Origin of the sequence: Candidatus Leptovillus gracilis (assembly GCA_016716065.1) — a bacterium.
GTDB lineage: Bacteria > Chloroflexota > Anaerolineae > Promineifilales > Promineifilaceae > Leptovillus > Leptovillus gracilis.
In genome coordinates, this window is the sequence record JADJXA010000017.1 from 1 (window position 1) to 14,385 (window position 14,385).

At 54.2% G+C, this 14,385-nt stretch carries 20 protein-coding genes; all 20 read right to left on the reverse strand.

All coding sequences use genetic code 11. The annotated features are described in order from the left end of the window. The coding region (locus tag IPM39_24870; protein ID MBK8989257.1) for a phage tail tape measure protein at nucleotides 1-1,350 on the reverse strand (1,350 nt) is incomplete at its 3' end. Then, nucleotides 1,343-1,651 carry a hypothetical protein gene (locus IPM39_24875; protein ID MBK8989258.1) on the reverse strand — a complete coding sequence of 103 codons (309 nt, stop codon included), beginning with the start codon at nucleotides 1,649-1,651 and terminating at the stop codon, nucleotides 1,343-1,345. The genes IPM39_24870 and IPM39_24875, both read right to left, overlap by 8 nt. Nucleotides 1,652-1,689: 38 nt before the next feature. Then, nucleotides 1,690-2,061 (reverse strand): hypothetical protein, encoded by a 372-nt coding sequence (locus tag IPM39_24880; protein ID MBK8989259.1) that lies wholly within the window; start codon nucleotides 2,059-2,061, stop codon nucleotides 1,690-1,692. Between the two features lie 276 nt (nucleotides 2,062-2,337). Continuing rightward, a complete protein-coding gene (locus tag IPM39_24885; GenBank protein ID MBK8989260.1) occupies nucleotides 2,338-2,868 on the reverse strand; it encodes a hypothetical protein in 531 nt (176 codons plus the stop codon). Nucleotides 2,869-2,897: 29 nt separating this feature from the next. Further along, nucleotides 2,898-3,167, reverse strand: a complete 270-nt coding sequence (locus IPM39_24890; GenBank protein ID MBK8989261.1) for a hypothetical protein — start codon at nucleotides 3,165-3,167, stop codon at nucleotides 2,898-2,900. Nucleotides 3,168-3,174: 7 nt separating this feature from the next. Further along, a complete protein-coding gene (locus IPM39_24895; protein MBK8989262.1) occupies nucleotides 3,175-3,600 on the reverse strand; it encodes a hypothetical protein in 426 nt (141 codons plus the stop codon). Between the two features lie 25 nt (nucleotides 3,601-3,625). Then, nucleotides 3,626-4,018, reverse strand: coding sequence for a hypothetical protein (locus tag IPM39_24900; protein MBK8989263.1), 393 nt, complete (start codon nucleotides 4,016-4,018; stop codon nucleotides 3,626-3,628). Further along, nucleotides 4,018-4,353, reverse strand: a complete 336-nt coding sequence (locus IPM39_24905; GenBank protein ID MBK8989264.1) for a hypothetical protein — start codon at nucleotides 4,351-4,353, stop codon at nucleotides 4,018-4,020. Before IPM39_24905 ends, IPM39_24900 begins: the two co-directional genes overlap by 1 nt. Beyond that, nucleotides 4,350-4,718 (reverse strand): hypothetical protein, encoded by a 369-nt coding sequence (locus IPM39_24910; GenBank protein MBK8989265.1) that lies wholly within the window; start codon nucleotides 4,716-4,718, stop codon nucleotides 4,350-4,352. The genes IPM39_24905 and IPM39_24910 overlap by 4 nt, the downstream gene beginning before the upstream one ends. An 8-nt stretch (nucleotides 4,719-4,726) precedes the next feature. After that, nucleotides 4,727-5,815 carry a major capsid protein gene (locus IPM39_24915; GenBank protein ID MBK8989266.1) on the reverse strand — a complete coding sequence of 363 codons (1,089 nt, stop codon included), beginning with the start codon at nucleotides 5,813-5,815 and terminating at the stop codon, nucleotides 4,727-4,729. Nucleotides 5,816-5,847: 32 nt separating this feature from the next. Beyond that, nucleotides 5,848-6,465 carry a hypothetical protein gene (locus IPM39_24920; GenBank protein MBK8989267.1) on the reverse strand — a complete coding sequence of 206 codons (618 nt, stop codon included), beginning with the start codon at nucleotides 6,463-6,465 and terminating at the stop codon, nucleotides 5,848-5,850. Between the two features lie 4 nt (nucleotides 6,466-6,469). Next, on the reverse strand, nucleotides 6,470-7,165 hold the full coding sequence (locus IPM39_24925) for a hypothetical protein (GenBank protein ID MBK8989268.1): 696 nt from the start codon (nucleotides 7,163-7,165) through the stop codon (nucleotides 6,470-6,472). A gap of 248 nt (nucleotides 7,166-7,413) precedes the next feature. Then, nucleotides 7,414-7,644 carry a hypothetical protein gene (locus IPM39_24930; GenBank protein ID MBK8989269.1) on the reverse strand — a complete coding sequence of 77 codons (231 nt, stop codon included), beginning with the start codon at nucleotides 7,642-7,644 and terminating at the stop codon, nucleotides 7,414-7,416. A gap of 44 nt (nucleotides 7,645-7,688) precedes the next feature. After that, nucleotides 7,689-7,874, reverse strand: a complete 186-nt coding sequence (locus IPM39_24935; protein ID MBK8989270.1) for a hypothetical protein — start codon at nucleotides 7,872-7,874, stop codon at nucleotides 7,689-7,691. Nucleotides 7,875-8,008: 134 nt separating this feature from the next. Further along, nucleotides 8,009-9,394, reverse strand: a complete 1,386-nt coding sequence (locus IPM39_24940) for a hypothetical protein (protein MBK8989271.1) — start codon at nucleotides 9,392-9,394, stop codon at nucleotides 8,009-8,011. Nucleotides 9,395-9,405: 11 nt separating this feature from the next. Next, a complete protein-coding gene (locus tag IPM39_24945) occupies nucleotides 9,406-10,809 on the reverse strand; it encodes a hypothetical protein (protein ID MBK8989272.1) in 1,404 nt (467 codons plus the stop codon). Continuing rightward, nucleotides 10,806-11,345 (reverse strand): hypothetical protein, encoded by a 540-nt coding sequence (locus tag IPM39_24950; protein ID MBK8989273.1) that lies wholly within the window; start codon nucleotides 11,343-11,345, stop codon nucleotides 10,806-10,808. Before IPM39_24950 ends, IPM39_24945 begins: the two co-directional genes overlap by 4 nt. A gap of 93 nt (nucleotides 11,346-11,438) precedes the next feature. Further along, nucleotides 11,439-12,110, reverse strand: coding sequence for a hypothetical protein (locus tag IPM39_24955; GenBank protein MBK8989274.1), 672 nt, complete (start codon nucleotides 12,108-12,110; stop codon nucleotides 11,439-11,441). Nucleotides 12,111-12,457: 347 nt separating this feature from the next. After that, nucleotides 12,458-14,194, reverse strand: a complete 1,737-nt coding sequence (locus IPM39_24960; protein ID MBK8989275.1) for a hypothetical protein — start codon at nucleotides 14,192-14,194, stop codon at nucleotides 12,458-12,460. Continuing rightward, nucleotides 14,191-14,385 (reverse strand): hypothetical protein, encoded by a 195-nt coding sequence (locus tag IPM39_24965; protein ID MBK8989276.1) that lies wholly within the window; start codon nucleotides 14,383-14,385, stop codon nucleotides 14,191-14,193. Before IPM39_24965 ends, IPM39_24960 begins: the two co-directional genes overlap by 4 nt.

Genomic DNA, 14,385 nt, shown 5'->3' on the forward strand with positions numbered 1-14,385 from the left:
AGAGATGCTCAGTTGGGTGAGCATGTTGGACATAAGTCCGCTGACCTCGTTGAATGAATCACCTTGCTTGGTCATCACGATGATGGCGCTTACTATGTCTTCCAACGGCACGTTGGCTTCCCCGGCCACGCTGGTGATTTCGCTCATGCCGGCGTTAAGTTCGTCAATAGTTACGGCGCCGTTCTTTACGGCAAAGAACAGTAGGTCGTAGACCCGGTTCAGGTCGTAAAGTTCGCCGCCATAGGCGTTGACAATGCTCTGGCCGGTGACGAGGGTGGGGGTTAGTTCCGCGTTGGCGGCTCTGGCCGCCTGGCTTGCTGTCTTGAGAGCGTCGAGGGAATTATCCTTCGGAATGCCCAGGCTGAGGGCTTGATACATTGCCGGCAGGTATTCGTCGGAAATGCGCCCGATTTCTTTGCCCATTTCTCGCAGATCCCCACCGACCGCCTGCTTCATGGCTTCTGATTGGCCGGGGATCAGGGTGTAGACTTGTCTGATTTCTCTGTCGAAGTCCTGAAACTCTGTGTTTGCTTCATTGACAAATTCAACGACTGCTCGACCGGCATTTTGTGCGGCATCTACCACGAAATTAAAGCCGGCGACGGCTGCGCCGATCAGGACTTCATCAATGTCGGTGTTGATGCGCCCCATTGCATCGCTGAATATGCTTCCCAGGCCGCGCACTTCGTCGCCCACATGGTCTATCGCTCCGGCCACGTCCTTGAAGCCTTTCTCTTGCATTTTTAGCTTGGGAGTGATGCCGGTGATCCAGCCTTCGGCTTCTTGCAGCCGCCTGGAAAGCTGATCATAGTGGGTGTTGGTCATGCCTAAGACGCCGGCTTTCTGCCTGTACTCTTCTACTAGCTCTCTGGTGCTTTCAATTGCGGCCAGTTCTTGTTTTTGTACGTCTTTGATCTTTTGGCTTTGCTGCTCAAATTGCTCGGTGGTTGTGCCGATGGTTGCCTGCAAAATCTTATATTCGGATCTGGCGGTGATGTGGGCGGAGTTCAGGGTTTTCCAATGCTGCGCGGACTTTTGCAGTTCGTAGGCGAGCTTTTCAATGTCGGTTGCTCCCCGTGACGCGCCTTTGTTCAGGTCTTTGAGTATTTCTTCGGCTGTTTTAGCTGCGGCTGCATTTTGTTTGAGTTCGCTTTCGAGGTCGTTGAGGTTCTTCGCCAGTTTGTCAATGTCCTGGCTGCTTTCCCGCGCTTCCGTTCCGGCGTTTTTGACAGCCTGGTTGAGCTGCTTGATGGCCTTTTCGGTGTCCGTAGAGGATAGGGTGATGCGTTTAAGGCCATCAACGTCGCTGTTGATGGTGACTTTTGCCTGGAGATGCTTGTCGTCAGCCATTGAGATACTCGTGTTCTTTCTGCAAAATCCGGTTAGCCTGCGCCAGCAGGCTCTGGTCTTCGTTCGTTAACTCTGCTGGCAGTTTGTCCAGGGCGTCGTATAGCTGCACGGCGTCCCATAACCAATCGAAGAAGTTGATCTCGAAGTCTTCCCACTCGTCCCCTGGCTTGCTGAATACTTTTTCAGCCAGCAAGACAATTCGCATTGCTTGTAATGGCAGGGTGTTCCATGTTTGGTCTTCGTACCAGTTGCCCCGCGGATAGGGCAGCCGTTTGTCCGGTCCTGCACACCATTGCGCCATATGCCAGGCCCAGGGCCTGGGCGGGGCGCTGCCCGATCCTACTCGGTGGCAGTCTTGGATGGATCGGGCAAGGTAGGGATGCGGGTGGCACGGTTTACGCAGTCTTGGGTCGCGGCCACAATGAAGGGGGCGATGGCCTGGTCTGCCAGGTCGTCGCCCGATGGCGTTAAGGTCACGGCTTCTGTGCCTATGTACAGGTGGCTTTGTCTTACCAGGACTCTACGGCTTTCGTATGCTTGCATGATGGCGTGCCGGTCGTCTTTAAGCGTTTCTTGCCGTTTGACTATCTCCCAAAATTCATGGAATTGTTTGGGCGTCAAAATAACAGGGACGAAGACATGGCCGATTAGTGGGGCCATATCTTTGGGTACATCAATGCGTTTGGTATTTTCGATGGTGGGTTGGGTCATGAGATAGCTCCTTCTTTGCTTTTTTCTTTGCGCACGGTTGGCGGTCTTTCCGCCAACTCTGACGGCATTGGGGACAGACAGCGGCGGTCGAGCGGTCCTCCGCCCGACCGGGGCTGCGTGCGCCCGGCTGGTCTTTCCAGCCGGTTCAGGGTTTTGGTAATAGTGGCAAAACCAGGCGCGCCGGCCGGCGGGCCTGCCACTATTGGATTGTTTAGGTAGTTAGTGGCAGATGGAGCTGCTGAAGCTGCTACACCTGCCACTATTGGCGGGTTTCGATTAAGCGTGATCGGCGTATTCGTGGCCGGGCGTGCTGACGATGATTTCCAATTCCTGGCCGCGCTTGGCGTCGGCGTCAATGCTGGCTGGGGTGACAGACAGCACGGTGATGGGGGTGTCTAGGACGATGGATTTCATACCAGTCGCTTCGCCGGCTGGGGTTCCAACCAGGCTGTCTAATGGGATTTCGTGGCGCAGGTGCAGGTCGAAAATTTCATAGGCGGTTAAGAGGTCTGTGCCCCATTCGCCGGCTGCGCCCTTGAAGAAATCGTCAACGATGACGATGCGCCACTTTTCGGTTTCCTCGACGCCGCCGACAAAGGAAAGCGGTTTTGGGTGGCCGCTGACGCGCATGGATTCTTCTGGGCGGGCTGGGGTGTTGCTGCGCTCAAATTTACGCAATACGCCTTTGATGCTGATCGCTTGGGCGGTTGTAAATGCGGTAATGGCCGTTACCGCGGCGGCGCTGATCCCCACTTTGAGATCGCCGCGATGGGGTACAAATGCGTTGATGGTTTTTTGGTCTGCCATTGATTAGGTCTCCTTGAGAAATAGCGAATCTATTTGGCTTCCAGGTGGTAAGCGACGATAGTGCCTTTAGCCACCAGTTTGGCGCGGTCTTTGTCATCCAGGTGAGGAAATGTTAAAAGCAGCGTGCCATCTTTGCCGAATTGCTTGGCCACCTCGGCCGCTTCTTTTTCGTCCAGATTTGGATAGGTGGCTTTCAGGTCTTGCTTTTTCAATCCGGGCTTGATCAGGCAGTTGCACAGCGGGTGGCCGGGATTGGTATAAAAAACGTTTCTCGCTAATAAATAGGTTTGATTGGGCATAGTTACCTCAGACAATGATTCGTAAGTAAATGGTTCCCAGACGGGACGTTGGATAATTCGGGGGCGACGGCGGCCGGGCGCTGTCGCGGTGGATTTCGGCAAAAATCCAATGACCGTCGTGTACCTGGTACGTGTGATTGAAAGCCTGGTAGATGATGCCTTCTGCTCTGTTGAGTCGTTGTTCGGCCAGGCGTAAGCTGTCCACTGTTTTCTCATGCTGCGTTTCCATTACCAGAAAGAATGTCAAGACGGGTCTTATACCGGCTGACGTGTCTACTTCTGGCCTACCACCGGCGAAGCTGGCCGAGATGACGAAGGGCAGTTTTGCCGGCATGGTGCGGTAGTCGTAGACGGCGTTGGCGTGAGTCGGGACAAGTAGTTCTGTCAGGATGCGGCAGATTTCTGCCAGGGTTTCGTTAATTATTGATTCCATAGTGCATCAATGTCGGCGTCTAGCATCAACATGCCTTCGGCAAGAATCTGGTCGCCTCTGTCTTCAAGCGTTTCGCGCCACCAGGGATTTGGTGTGCCCAGCCGCCAAACGCGCCGATCTCATGGACCTCTTCGCCGTAGAAGGCGGGGAACCCGCCAAAGACGGGGTTTTGCACGTTTTGGTCAATGAAGAGCAGCCCTTCGTGGCCTTCGGCCACGCCTCGGTGGGCGCTGGCGAGGGTTCCGGTTAGCACTGGTGCGGCGTCTATTAGCTCTAGCGTTAGTTCGCGCACGATCCAGGCAACTGTACGATTGACGACGGGGCCGTCTTGGGCCAGGGCGGAGAGCATTTGGTGGTTGTCACGGCGCAGCTTCCAAAGCTGGCTCATGACTTCTGCAAACTCAGCCGTCAGCCACATCAGGCTTCTTCCTCCAGGTGGATTTCCAGGTAAATGGGTCGTCCGGCCGGGTGTGGGGTGACAGCATGGATGCGGTAATCTCCGTCCAGGAGGAAGCGCATGTTCGTTGCGATCCCATTAGCCGGCTCAGTGTAGACCACGTAAGCGCGGACGACATCGCCCATGCGGGCGCGTTCTTTATCCTGGTCTTCCATTGCTTGCACATGGGTGCAGCGCAGAGAGGAGACAACGGTCTGCCGTTGGCTGCTGTTGGTGGCCGTTGCGGGCACTTGGGCAACTTCGGCAATGCGCCGCCAGGCGCGATTTAGGCTTCGCCGCTGTTGGATTCGTGTCATGGTACACTCTGAAACGGCACGCTGCCGCTGAATGGATAGCGGATGCCGGTGTTGTTGGGGTAGCCATACAGTTGTCTTAGGCGTCGAGCCTCGGCGCTGTAGTAGTCTGCGGCTTTCAGCGTTTCGTCAGATGGTCCCAACCGCGAAGCGGTTGGGAAGCGGGCGTAGGCGCGTGCGAGAATCTCGCAGCATCGCGCCGTGAAACGGCCGAGATGCTGGCTTTCGTCATGGTAGAGATACGTCAGGTGATCATCTCCAAAGTTTTCGCCCAGGGGGAAAACTCCATCCGGTGATTCCTTGTTGTCTTGAACCTCGTTGCGTAGCTGGTTGATTAACTCGGTTGCGCCTTCGCCGTAAGTAAACATACTGACTCCTAGCTGATGGTGTGAATCACCGCCAGGGCTTCCGGTTCGGTGATGACTGGCAGGGCTGTTTGCCAGCCTTCAGCCTCGATGCGCGGGGGTTTGTTGGTGTATGCTTCAGCCCGGATGACACGGCCGTTGGCTGATTGCCCTACACCCCGGCCGATGGCCGTGTAACCCAATGTGTCGTAGATGGTGTTGGCCTGGTCGCCCAGGTCAATTTCTTCCGACTGGCCGGTGGTGCAGGCGAAGACCATTGTGCCTGCAGGCAGGAAAAATTCGGTGCCGCTTTGTGTGGTGTATTGCTGATCATACAACTCGATGGCCGGCAGGCCATCGGCCTGCAAAGCGCCATTGATGGCGTCGTGCGAAGCACGGCCAACTGCGCTGGTGATCTGCCCGTCTTCGTTGACAACGGCTACGCCTACACGGGTCTTTACTTTGGGGTTTTGTGCCATGATGCTGAGGACGTTGCGGCGGGTGATAATGCGGTTGACGGTGTAGCCTTTGCTGGCCAAGAGGTCTACGCGGGCGTGGATGTCTGCGAATGGGTCGGTTGTGATTTCCGACCAGGCAGCGGATGCCGCTGCTCGATGGCCGGCTGGATTTGAGTAGACAACTGTTTCGCTCAGTTTGTTGTCGCCGGTGCGGACGATTTGGGCGTTGACGATGGCTTGCCAGCGTTGCGCCTCCAGCAGTTCGACCAGAGCCAGGTTAACGGTTGTGTCCAGCCAGTTCGTGATCGAAGCAATGGCTTGCATTGACCGATTGCCCTGGAGGATGCTTAACAGCGTGTCGTATTTCTGGCCGGTAAATTCGCGGGCGATGTCGCTTTCGGCCAACTCTACCCAAAAGCTACCTACCAAGTCTCCTTCTTTTTTCTGGGTAGGGCTGTAGCGTGTGCCAGAGTTGGCTACGACTGTCCGGTAGCGGATATTTTCTTCTCGGTAAGCATTGCCGGGGATGTCAGTCCGTTCTGGCAGGAGGGTTGCTCCGAGGTATTGGCGGCGTGGCCGGCCGAATTGAGCGGCCGGGTTGCGGGCGATTTGTTCAAATCCGTTATTTTGGCGGATTTCGTTCAGCAAGGTGATCAAGTCCATTTTTCATGCTCCTTGTGGGGATAGGTAGGCTCTTAGTCCGCGCCGATGGTGGTTGCGTATGCGGCGCGGAGCTTGGTCAGCAGATTTGCGTCTATTGTGGCGTAGCCAGGCAAGAAATTTTCTTTGACCACGCTTCCATGTCGGTAGAGTACGATGTCCGGGTTGCGGTCGGCGTCAGGAACGTCAAAGGCTACCAGGTAGATTTCGTCATCGGTGTGGAGGGCTGGCCCGAAGTTTGTGCCGGCAGCGCGTTCGGCGAAGGTACGGCCAACGGCCGTGCCGCTCAAAATGATCTTGCGACCTACGCCTTTGTAGACGGCCGTGTCTCCGCTGACGAGAGCCGTGGGGATGGCGCGAACCATCAAGACCGTAGCTCCGGCAACGGCAGCGGCTGTCAGCACAGCCAGTTTCTTCTCGCCAAAGTCCAGCACTGTGCCGGCAGGGATGGGGCCGCTTACGGCGTCTACGGGAACGGATGTGGCGTTGGCAGAAGCGCCGGCCGCGCCTACGATGACGGCAACGGCATCGTAAGCGTTGAATTGGGCAGCGTCCACACGCGCTCCACCTGGTATCAGGTGGTCAGGATTCAAAAAATCACCTGCCCACCGAGGTGCAGTGATTTGGTTCATTGTTCTAGTTAATTGAGCCATTTAGTTATTTCTCCTTCGGGATTGCATAATGACGGTTTAATTCAGCCTGCACTGCGTTTCCATTTGGCAACGGGCTACCAATCGTTTGTTTCGGGAATGCCAGGCTTTGCGGTTTGTTTTCCAGCGCTGGCAGGAAGTCGGGCCAATTCTTTTGCACGTATTCTGGCAGGGGGGTGGCCTGGTTTTCGCCTGTGACGACGTAGGCGGTTTGTCCGCCGCCTTCGACGTTGGGACGCAGTTCTAATGTCAGATTGTTCGCCAGGGTTTGCAGCACAGATACCTTGTATTCGTGCGCCTCGGCTGCGTCGCGCAGCACGTAACTACGTTGCAATGTAGCGATGTCCTCAGGCGTGCCAAGCGCCTGGTAGCGTGTCCAGGCGTTCACCAGTTCGCCACTTAGCACCACTGATCCATCGGTTGGCACTTGCTGCTGAAGCTGCACCATTTGGTTTTGCATCTCCAAAACTCTGGTCTGCAAGTCTCTGGCCTCGCTTCGGGCTGCGTGGTTGTCGTTGTACAGTAACCAGGCGACGCGCTGCGCGTCATTGGCATTGCGGTCGAGCAGGCTTTGAAAGGCTGCTTGCGGGTCTGGCTGCTGCGCCGGTGCTTGCTGCGCGGGCTGCTGCGCCGGTGTATTGTTTGCGCTGGGGTTGCCCGGATCGCTGTGAGGACTGAGATAAAAACGTCGCATGTTTCGCATGATATTCACCTGTTCCTTGAACGGGGTTGTGTGGGGCTGGCCCTTGGCCTGGCCGAAATAAAAAACGGCGCTGACAACGATCCTTGATCGTCATCAGCGCCGTGTTTCTAATGGTCCGGGCGCGTCGTCGGTGAGGGTAAGCTCATCGGCCGCGTTTAGGTTGTTGAGCAGATTCTAGCATGAAGAAACTGGCAGACGCAAGCGGCTATTGGTGGCAGGATTGGGTGCCGGCGCGCTCAGGTTTGCCACTATCCCGGAGGGATGCCGGTTTCGGCGTACTGCAAGATGTCTTGAAAAAACTTCTTCAAGGCATGGCGCACCTGGTCGGCGCGTGGATTCTCACAGGTAAAGTTAGCGCCCAGGTAAGCCCATTGCGCGTCGCATATGGTGGCGAAAGCGTCCAGATCGGCGTTTGTTATGCTGCCTCTCTTGCCGCCAAAGTTGATGATAAAGACCAATGGGGGGTCGAGATCCGCCATCTAAAATTGCCCAAGAATGATAGTACATGCTACCGGAGTATGAACTAGTCTTTGCTGACCTCTGGGTCTCCATAAGGTTGCAGGATTTGCCATACTAAGCGCCCTTTTTCGCCGCGTGTAAGGCGAATAACGTATTCACCGGCCGGTAAATTGGCTATACGTTTCGCCAGGCTGATAGCTGATTTTGGCAGGGAGCTGCTGTGCAGGTCACAGGCTTGTATCGTCGTCATTGCTGGCAAGTTGCTCTCCTTCGTCTTCGATGCGCTGTTTTTCTGCTGCTGGATCGGAAATGCCGATCTTAGACATGGCTGTCTCGCGGCTCAAGAGTTTAGCTTGATAGGACTGCACAGCTTGGCTAATTTCATCACTGGTAACAATGCCCAGGTCTAGCTGGCAATCCACGGGAAACGGCTAATGCTTCGTAGCGACCGGGTAGGCCTGACAGCACAGCCGTCAGTGCTAACACGGTTTCCAACAACCAGATAAGCGCCTTGTCGGTTTCCGGTTTGGTTTCCAACAAGGATTTCTTGAAGGCGTCTCGCGCCTGGCTGCGGCTTTCGCCGCTGATGTTGCCTTGCTTGGAAAGCAGGGTGTGAAGCTGCCCGCATTGTTCCAGGATGGTTGCATGGTAATGTTCGGCTGTGTTGGTAAATGCGTCTGGGTTGGTTGGTTCGCGGAAGAGTGCCGTTGGTGTGGCGTAAGTACGTGTACCATCGGCCCGCATTTCTTCCATTCCAGAGAGGAAAGTGGTCATGCCTGGCCCAATTTCCAAAGGTGTGGGCTTGAAATCTTCCGTGCCTGTTTGGTCGTTCTTCTCCCAAACGCCGGGCGGTTGAGCGTTCAGGAAGACGCGCTCCAGGAAGCCACCCGCGTCGAGGTTCTTGCTGGTCATCGTTTCGGCTTTGTTGAGCGCCTTTTGCGCGGCGCGAATTTGTTGGGTGATGAATAACGGCCGTTCGATTTCATAGTGCAGTAATCGCCGTCCCAGCGGCAATGGGATGCCGGATTCGACACCGGTTTCGTCCAGGATGAGCAGGATGGTATTGCCGTCTGGAGCGATGTAGCTCAGTTCAGCTTTTTGTTCGTCGTCATCGAGGTAGGTGTAGAGGCCAACGGCCGTCATGGTGTTCTTGTCCACAAACACGGTTACGTGTCGCGGATCTGGGTTGTGGACGAAAATCTGGTTGATAGCGAGTTCCGCAGGCAAAATCGCTAGATGATGCTGACTGGCTGTTTCTTTATCCGCTTTATCCTGGACATCTTTAAGTTGTTCTGGGACGGCGACAAAGAGACGCAGCCCACCCCTCGTGGTGAGTAAAGCGTGTTTTGTGGCCAAGTTCACTGTTTCCATCGGGGAACATAGCTTAGTTGCCTCGCTCAACGCCCGCATAGCATAACCCTTTTGGTTTGCCAGCCAGGTCGTAAGCAAGTCCTGGGCCTCTTTCGCCAGAGCCTCATCGCCGCCCGTAATTGTCCATCGGGGCGGGTTACCTAGCACACCAGCGACGTGTTGGTTCACGGCCTGAGCGATGCTGTTACGAGACACAAAAATCTGTTCGAGCAGCTGCATCGTGTGACTATACTTTGCATGGGTGCTTGGCAGAGAGGGACCGGTCCAGCCGGTCCCTCTCTGCCAGTGATCGCCGTTATAAAATTTCAGATTAGCGAGCAACCAATCTGCATTTTGATTGGGAATACGTTCTAATGCTTCTTTGGCGTTGGGCACAGGTAAATATAGAGTTGATGACATATGCTATCTCCTTACATAGTTGCTACGGCATACGGCTGGGGTTGTCGTTGTTGTTTCACGGCTTTGGCTGGTCCCCAGATACCATACCTGGCTGAATCATAAGGATCATCGCCGCCATTACCTTCGATGTCGGCGTCAATCTTCAAAACGTCTTCTGGTCGGTGTGGGTCGCTCAGCATGGCTGGAACAGTGTCAATCAGGCTTGGGCAGGTGTTGAAGATTTTCCATGTTGGCGGTAGGTTGGCTTGCGGGTTGCCCAGCCGTTTTAGCATCTCGGCGGCTCCACTGAGCCGGTTGATGTTGGCGCGTACTAAATGAATGCCTTGTTCGGCATATTGGTCGGCAATGGTTTTGCCCTGCTCGTCGCCTTTTTGGGCAAAAACATCGTGGCCGGCGAGGAAAACCGGCATAGGCCGGATTAAACGGCCTGCGATTTCTTTCATTGTCTGGGCGTGTTCGGGAACCAACCACCTAGGTTGGTGATGTTCGGCAATGGTGTAATATGTGCCGTTGTCGGGGTTTACCGTCCACCAGTAGGCGGCGGTGGGATGGCTAAAGCCATAGTCAAAGCTCCCCCAAATCGGCCAGGAGGCGGGAATAGAGAATGGGGCGATGACATGCTTGTCATAGTCCCAATTGGTGAAATACATGCCGGCCCCAACGTCCCAATCGCCGTCGCGCCACATCCGCCCCAGCAGTCCTGGTAGCTCCAGCAGATATTGCACATACCCGGCATCAAGAAATTTGTTGTCTTTGTAGGTGGCGGGGATGAAGCGGTGACGGCCGCTCTCTTGCTTTTTTCGATTAGGCTCTACATAGAGTTTTTTGAAATCCTGGTGGCCGAGGCCGCCAGGATTGGCTGAATTGTATTCGCGTGGTCGGTAGTCGCTGCGGTTGGTTCGCAGCGATCCTTCGAGCATCTCGATGCGCGTGTGGGGGATTTGGGTGTACTCCTCGACGACTAAAATGTCAAACTCTACCCCCTGATATTTATCTATGTCGTCAGCGTGGCGAAAATTTCCGACGATAATTTTACTGCCATTGGGAAACCGGATGATACCCTCGTTGCGGTTGTATTCATGAGGTATCCGAATGAATGTGTTGGCGCGTAAGCGGTCCATGCTTTCTCGTGCAGCTTTGCCGACTTTTCGCAAGAAAAGCGCCGTGAGGCCATCGAAACGCTGCAAATCGTCAAGGGATACTTGAGCCATGATTGCGTGAGATTTACCTGGTCCGCGTGCGCCTCCCATGGCAATACGGTCAGGTTTGTTAGGTAGGTCGGCAAGGCGTGCCAGGGCGTGAAATTGCATTTGTTTAGGCTGGGGCACGTAGCCGGCACGCAAAAAGCGGGAAATCTGGTCTGGTGGCATCCCGGCTTCTTTGGCCGCGCTTATGGCGCGATCCAGCGCCGTCATGCGTTTTCTTCCTCATCGCCATAAATGCGGGCGAGAGCTTCTTCCAGACCGCGGACTTCCACCTGGCCTTTGGGAGCAGTGGTGCTGCTGGCGCGGTCCAGCGCGGACAGCATCGCCCGTAGCCGGTCGGCGTGTTTGACCAGGCGTCCTCTTTCGTCGAGGCCGGAGGCCAGGGTAATCACGCCTTTCGCCATGTCGGGGGCTGCCAGTTGCAGCATGGTGCTGGCGCGTTCGATGGCGTTGGTAGCTTCTTCGGTTTGCCAGCTTTTGGTAATGTCCCAGGCCCTTTCAAGTACGCTGTTGAAGGCTCGGTCATGCTTTTTCCATTTGTTCCATGTAGACCGGGAGCAGGTGTCAGGCCGACCCCAAAAGGCATCGGTGTCATAGGGTTCGCCGTTTAGTCGCGCCGTGATAACGGCTGTGACTGTTTTGACTTGGAGTGGGGAGGTGAGTCGGCCAAGTTCGGCGGCAATGGCTGAGTGCCATCCAGTTGCGTTAAGATTTCCAGTTGTGGGTGGGGTTGTATCGTCTGTCATGGTCTACAAATGGTCTGTTTTTGTTTCGCTTGATGAGAAAAAAACAGATGCGGTTTGGCCGGGTCTACTATACGAAGAAGGGTAGCTATCTTGTCATTTTTGATTATAACCTGACCTGTCTAGTAGTTTTTGATTTGGTATGGCTCCGAGTGGGGCGAACTCTTGAACAAATGCTTGCCAGTTGTCGCCAAAGTAGGTCACGACGCTGCCTTTGGTTGCGCCGGGCTTTTTTGTGCCATCTGGCAGAATGTAACCTGTGCGGGGAATCAAATTGCACATGAGGCCGTCATAGAGTGGGCGGAACCATGTTTCTGACGTGCTGGCCCAGGTGATACAACATGCCTGTTGGATGTGGCCATGGCTGTATTCTGTGACCAGGTGGGCGATCCAATCTTCATTTCCGGGTTGGTTGTTGGCGATGTGAAAGCCGCGCTCCGGGCATTTGTTTTTTTGGCAGCGGCTTTTGCACGCGCTTTCGCGTGCGCCAAAGGGATGATTCATCCAGATATTGCCGTGCCATTCGTGGGCTAGTCCGCCCTTTGCGATTTGGTAAACTGGCAGGCCGTCAGCCGCCTGGCTGACAAGCTGCGGTTCTGGCGCAGAAAAAAAAGCCCCTGCCATGATGGTTTGGTTGGCGGTGGGGCTGCTGGCCGGGTCCAGGTCAATGCTGCCCATTACGCGCCGCGCAGCGGCCGTAATGAGCGGGTCTGTGTAATATTCCACCTTGTAGGAGGTTTGTAGGATAAGTTGATGCGCTAATGCCATGAAATTTATGTTAGCACGCTTCTGGTTGTGTAAGTAGTGGCGAGTTTGAGGGGTGGCCTCGATGTGATTGCCACTAAAAAAAAGCCCACCGACTATAAGCCGGTGGGCTTTTTTAGATTAAACTTGCTCCGTCTGGCCCGTCAGGGCCGGAGCGGTTTTCGTCTTGCGACGGCATTCATTAGTGCAGTATTTCATATTGGAATGACGGCATTCTGGCAATTGCTGGCCGCACCCTTCGCAGTAGCCAATGGCACTGATATAGGGCTTGTGCCTGTCACAATAGCCGTATCGGGAATCTTCCGGGTCTATCCAGGTGGCTTCTTTTGTGCAGATGTCGCAGGTTCGTGTTACGGTTTCCATGTGTGAGGTATTGTTTCCTCGGCCAATGATGAGTTTTTGAGCTGCTTTTCGGCATCAAAGAGCTTTAAGACTGCGGTGTTGAGAAGAAATAGAGTGTCTCTTTCGGTTTTGCTGTCGAGTTTTGAGACGATTACGAGTAATTTTGTTCGTGCCTCCGCCACATCTATGCCAAAAAGCAGCCGTCTGGTTAGGTTGTAAAATAGCTTTATTGTGTTAACGACTTGCCGTTTTTTCCAGCCAGATGGGAGTTGTTCTATCAGTTCTGGCCATAGTTCGGAATCTTCTTGGTGTTCGAGTAGGTTTTTCATTACCGCGAATTGACCACGAAGGTCTTGAGGGTGTTTGTGAAACATCCAAAGCATGATTGGGTCGTGAACATTGACATCAGGTGCAGACACAGGTGTAGGTTTGGTTCCGGTCAAGTGTTGGAACATGACATCGGCAATGTCTTCGCCTCGCTCTGGTTCGATGGTTGACGTTTCGCTTGTGCCTGTTTGTTGATTTAGCCAGCGACGAACATTGATAATTGCGTCATCAATGTGCCGTATTGGATGAGCGTATAACTGTTTTGTTATTTCTTCTTTTGTCAGGTGTTTTAGTTTCTTTTGCAGGTCGGCCGGATCGTATATGTTGACCTGCCCTGACAATAATCCTACGAGTGCTACTTCTGTGTCTACCTGTTCATCATCTGGGCTGAGGTAATCGCATGTAGCGGCATAGTCCTGCATTGGTTTGAAATACAATCTTGTTTTTCGCATGTGACGTTGGCGACGTTCTTCGCTCGATTCTGGTTGAGGCTTTGTTACTGTTGTTTTCTCAATGTTGTCGAGTGTTCGCGCAAGGTATCTTTCCGTGTCCTCGCCAGGCATTTGGGTTATTGGTGGATCGTCGTGAATGTATGCCACTCGCTCGTAACAGGCTTCCAGGGCTGCCCGAATTTTGTTGGGGCTGATGCCTTCTGTTCGGTCGTCGAGCTTGTTTCTTGATGGAAGAAAACTGCCGTTGTTCGGTGTCATCCATCTTTGTAACAGATCGGCAATTTCTACTACGCTTGCGTTCTCATGCAGCCAGTCGTTTACTGCGGCGGTGATTAACCCTTCAACCTGCTCTGGGGTGATGGTTAGATTGCGTTCGTAAAGCAGTCGTTCCCTGGCGATTTTGAGATGCAATTTGCCTTTGGAGCCTTTTGCAATGTAGGGCAGTTCTCGCTCGTATCTTTGCCAGCAAGGGGAAGAGCCGTGGTAGGTCTGATTGGCCGTGAGACTGGTCCAGTTTCTGTGACCGTCCGTGTAAGTTTTGAGCCACTCGTAGGCGATTTCTTCCGGGTTTGTAATTTCTTCTACTGCTTGTTTGACGGCCGTTGCTGTGACGTTTCCGCCTGTGGCTTCCACGGCAGTCTGCCATGCCTGGCGCTGTTGTTCTGGTTCTAGTTTTGTCAACGGCCGTGCCTGGCTTTCGTTGGTCGGCAACGGTTCATTGTTGCCAATTGGCAACAAGTTGTTGACCACATCGGCTGCGCCGATCATCCGGCTGGCATAGCTGCGGCTCATTTTCCACCGCTGATTGCAGTATTCTTCAAAGGTTTCGTGGCTGGCGCGGTAAAGGCGTTGGCTGCGGATTGCACTCAGGGCATTGCCGACATCGAAAAAGGTTTGGAGTCCGTTCTCAATGACGATTTCCAGGTTGCGGAGTTCGGTTTGTTCGGTGGTGGTTAATGCGTTCATTCTTCTTCGTTTGTGTCTGTGATCGAGACGACTTTGCCACCAACTGAGGCCATTCCTAGAGTCATATGGCCGTCTTTTCTTAATTGGGCGATGGCAACTTTTACCGGGTCGCGGTCGTCTTCCTCATCCATATATACGGTTTGTTCCCAAGTGTAGGGGCCATAGTAGCCTTTGCATTTGACTGTTTTCAT

Excerpts from the sequence above, each read along its gene's own strand:
- IPM39_24945 (MBK8989272.1), bottom strand. The coding sequence starts at position 10,809 with ATGACGGCGCTGGATCGCGCCATAAGCGCGGCCAAAGAAGCCGGGATG.
- IPM39_24925 (MBK8989268.1), bottom strand. The coding sequence starts at position 7,165 with ATGCGAAACATGCGACGTTTTTATCTCAGTCCTCACAGCGATCCGGGC.
- IPM39_24930 (MBK8989269.1), bottom strand. The coding sequence starts at position 7,644 with ATGGCGGATCTCGACCCCCCATTGGTCTTTATCATCAACTTTGGCGGC.
- IPM39_24935 (MBK8989270.1), bottom strand. The coding sequence starts at position 7,874 with ATGACGACGATACAAGCCTGTGACCTGCACAGCAGCTCCCTGCCAAAA.
- IPM39_24895 (MBK8989262.1), bottom strand. The coding sequence starts at position 3,600 with ATGGAATCAATAATTAACGAAACCCTGGCAGAAATCTGCCGCATCCTG.
- IPM39_24905 (MBK8989264.1), bottom strand. The coding sequence starts at position 4,353 with ATGACACGAATCCAACAGCGGCGAAGCCTAAATCGCGCCTGGCGGCGC.
- IPM39_24880 (MBK8989259.1), bottom strand. The coding sequence starts at position 2,061 with ATGACCCAACCCACCATCGAAAATACCAAACGCATTGATGTACCCAAA.
- IPM39_24940 (MBK8989271.1), bottom strand. The coding sequence starts at position 9,394 with ATGTCATCAACTCTATATTTACCTGTGCCCAACGCCAAAGAAGCATTA.
- IPM39_24950 (MBK8989273.1), bottom strand. The coding sequence starts at position 11,345 with ATGACAGACGATACAACCCCACCCACAACTGGAAATCTTAACGCAACT.
- IPM39_24885 (MBK8989260.1), bottom strand. The coding sequence starts at position 2,868 with ATGGCAGACCAAAAAACCATCAACGCATTTGTACCCCATCGCGGCGAT.
- IPM39_24960 (MBK8989275.1), bottom strand. The coding sequence starts at position 14,194 with ATGAACGCATTAACCACCACCGAACAAACCGAACTCCGCAACCTGGAA.
- IPM39_24955 (MBK8989274.1), bottom strand. The coding sequence starts at position 12,110 with ATGGCATTAGCGCATCAACTTATCCTACAAACCTCCTACAAGGTGGAA.
- IPM39_24875 (MBK8989258.1), bottom strand. The coding sequence starts at position 1,651 with ATGGCGCAATGGTGTGCAGGACCGGACAAACGGCTGCCCTATCCGCGG.
- IPM39_24915 (MBK8989266.1), bottom strand. The coding sequence starts at position 5,815 with ATGGACTTGATCACCTTGCTGAACGAAATCCGCCAAAATAACGGATTT.
- IPM39_24965 (MBK8989276.1), bottom strand. The coding sequence starts at position 14,385 with ATGAAAACAGTCAAATGCAAAGGCTACTATGGCCCCTACACTTGGGAA.
- IPM39_24890 (MBK8989261.1), bottom strand. The coding sequence starts at position 3,167 with ATGCCCAATCAAACCTATTTATTAGCGAGAAACGTTTTTTATACCAAT.
- IPM39_24910 (MBK8989265.1), bottom strand. The coding sequence starts at position 4,718 with ATGTTTACTTACGGCGAAGGCGCAACCGAGTTAATCAACCAGCTACGC.
- IPM39_24920 (MBK8989267.1), bottom strand. The coding sequence starts at position 6,465 with ATGGCTCAATTAACTAGAACAATGAACCAAATCACTGCACCTCGGTGG.
- IPM39_24900 (MBK8989263.1), bottom strand. The coding sequence starts at position 4,018 with ATGTGGCTGACGGCTGAGTTTGCAGAAGTCATGAGCCAGCTTTGGAAG.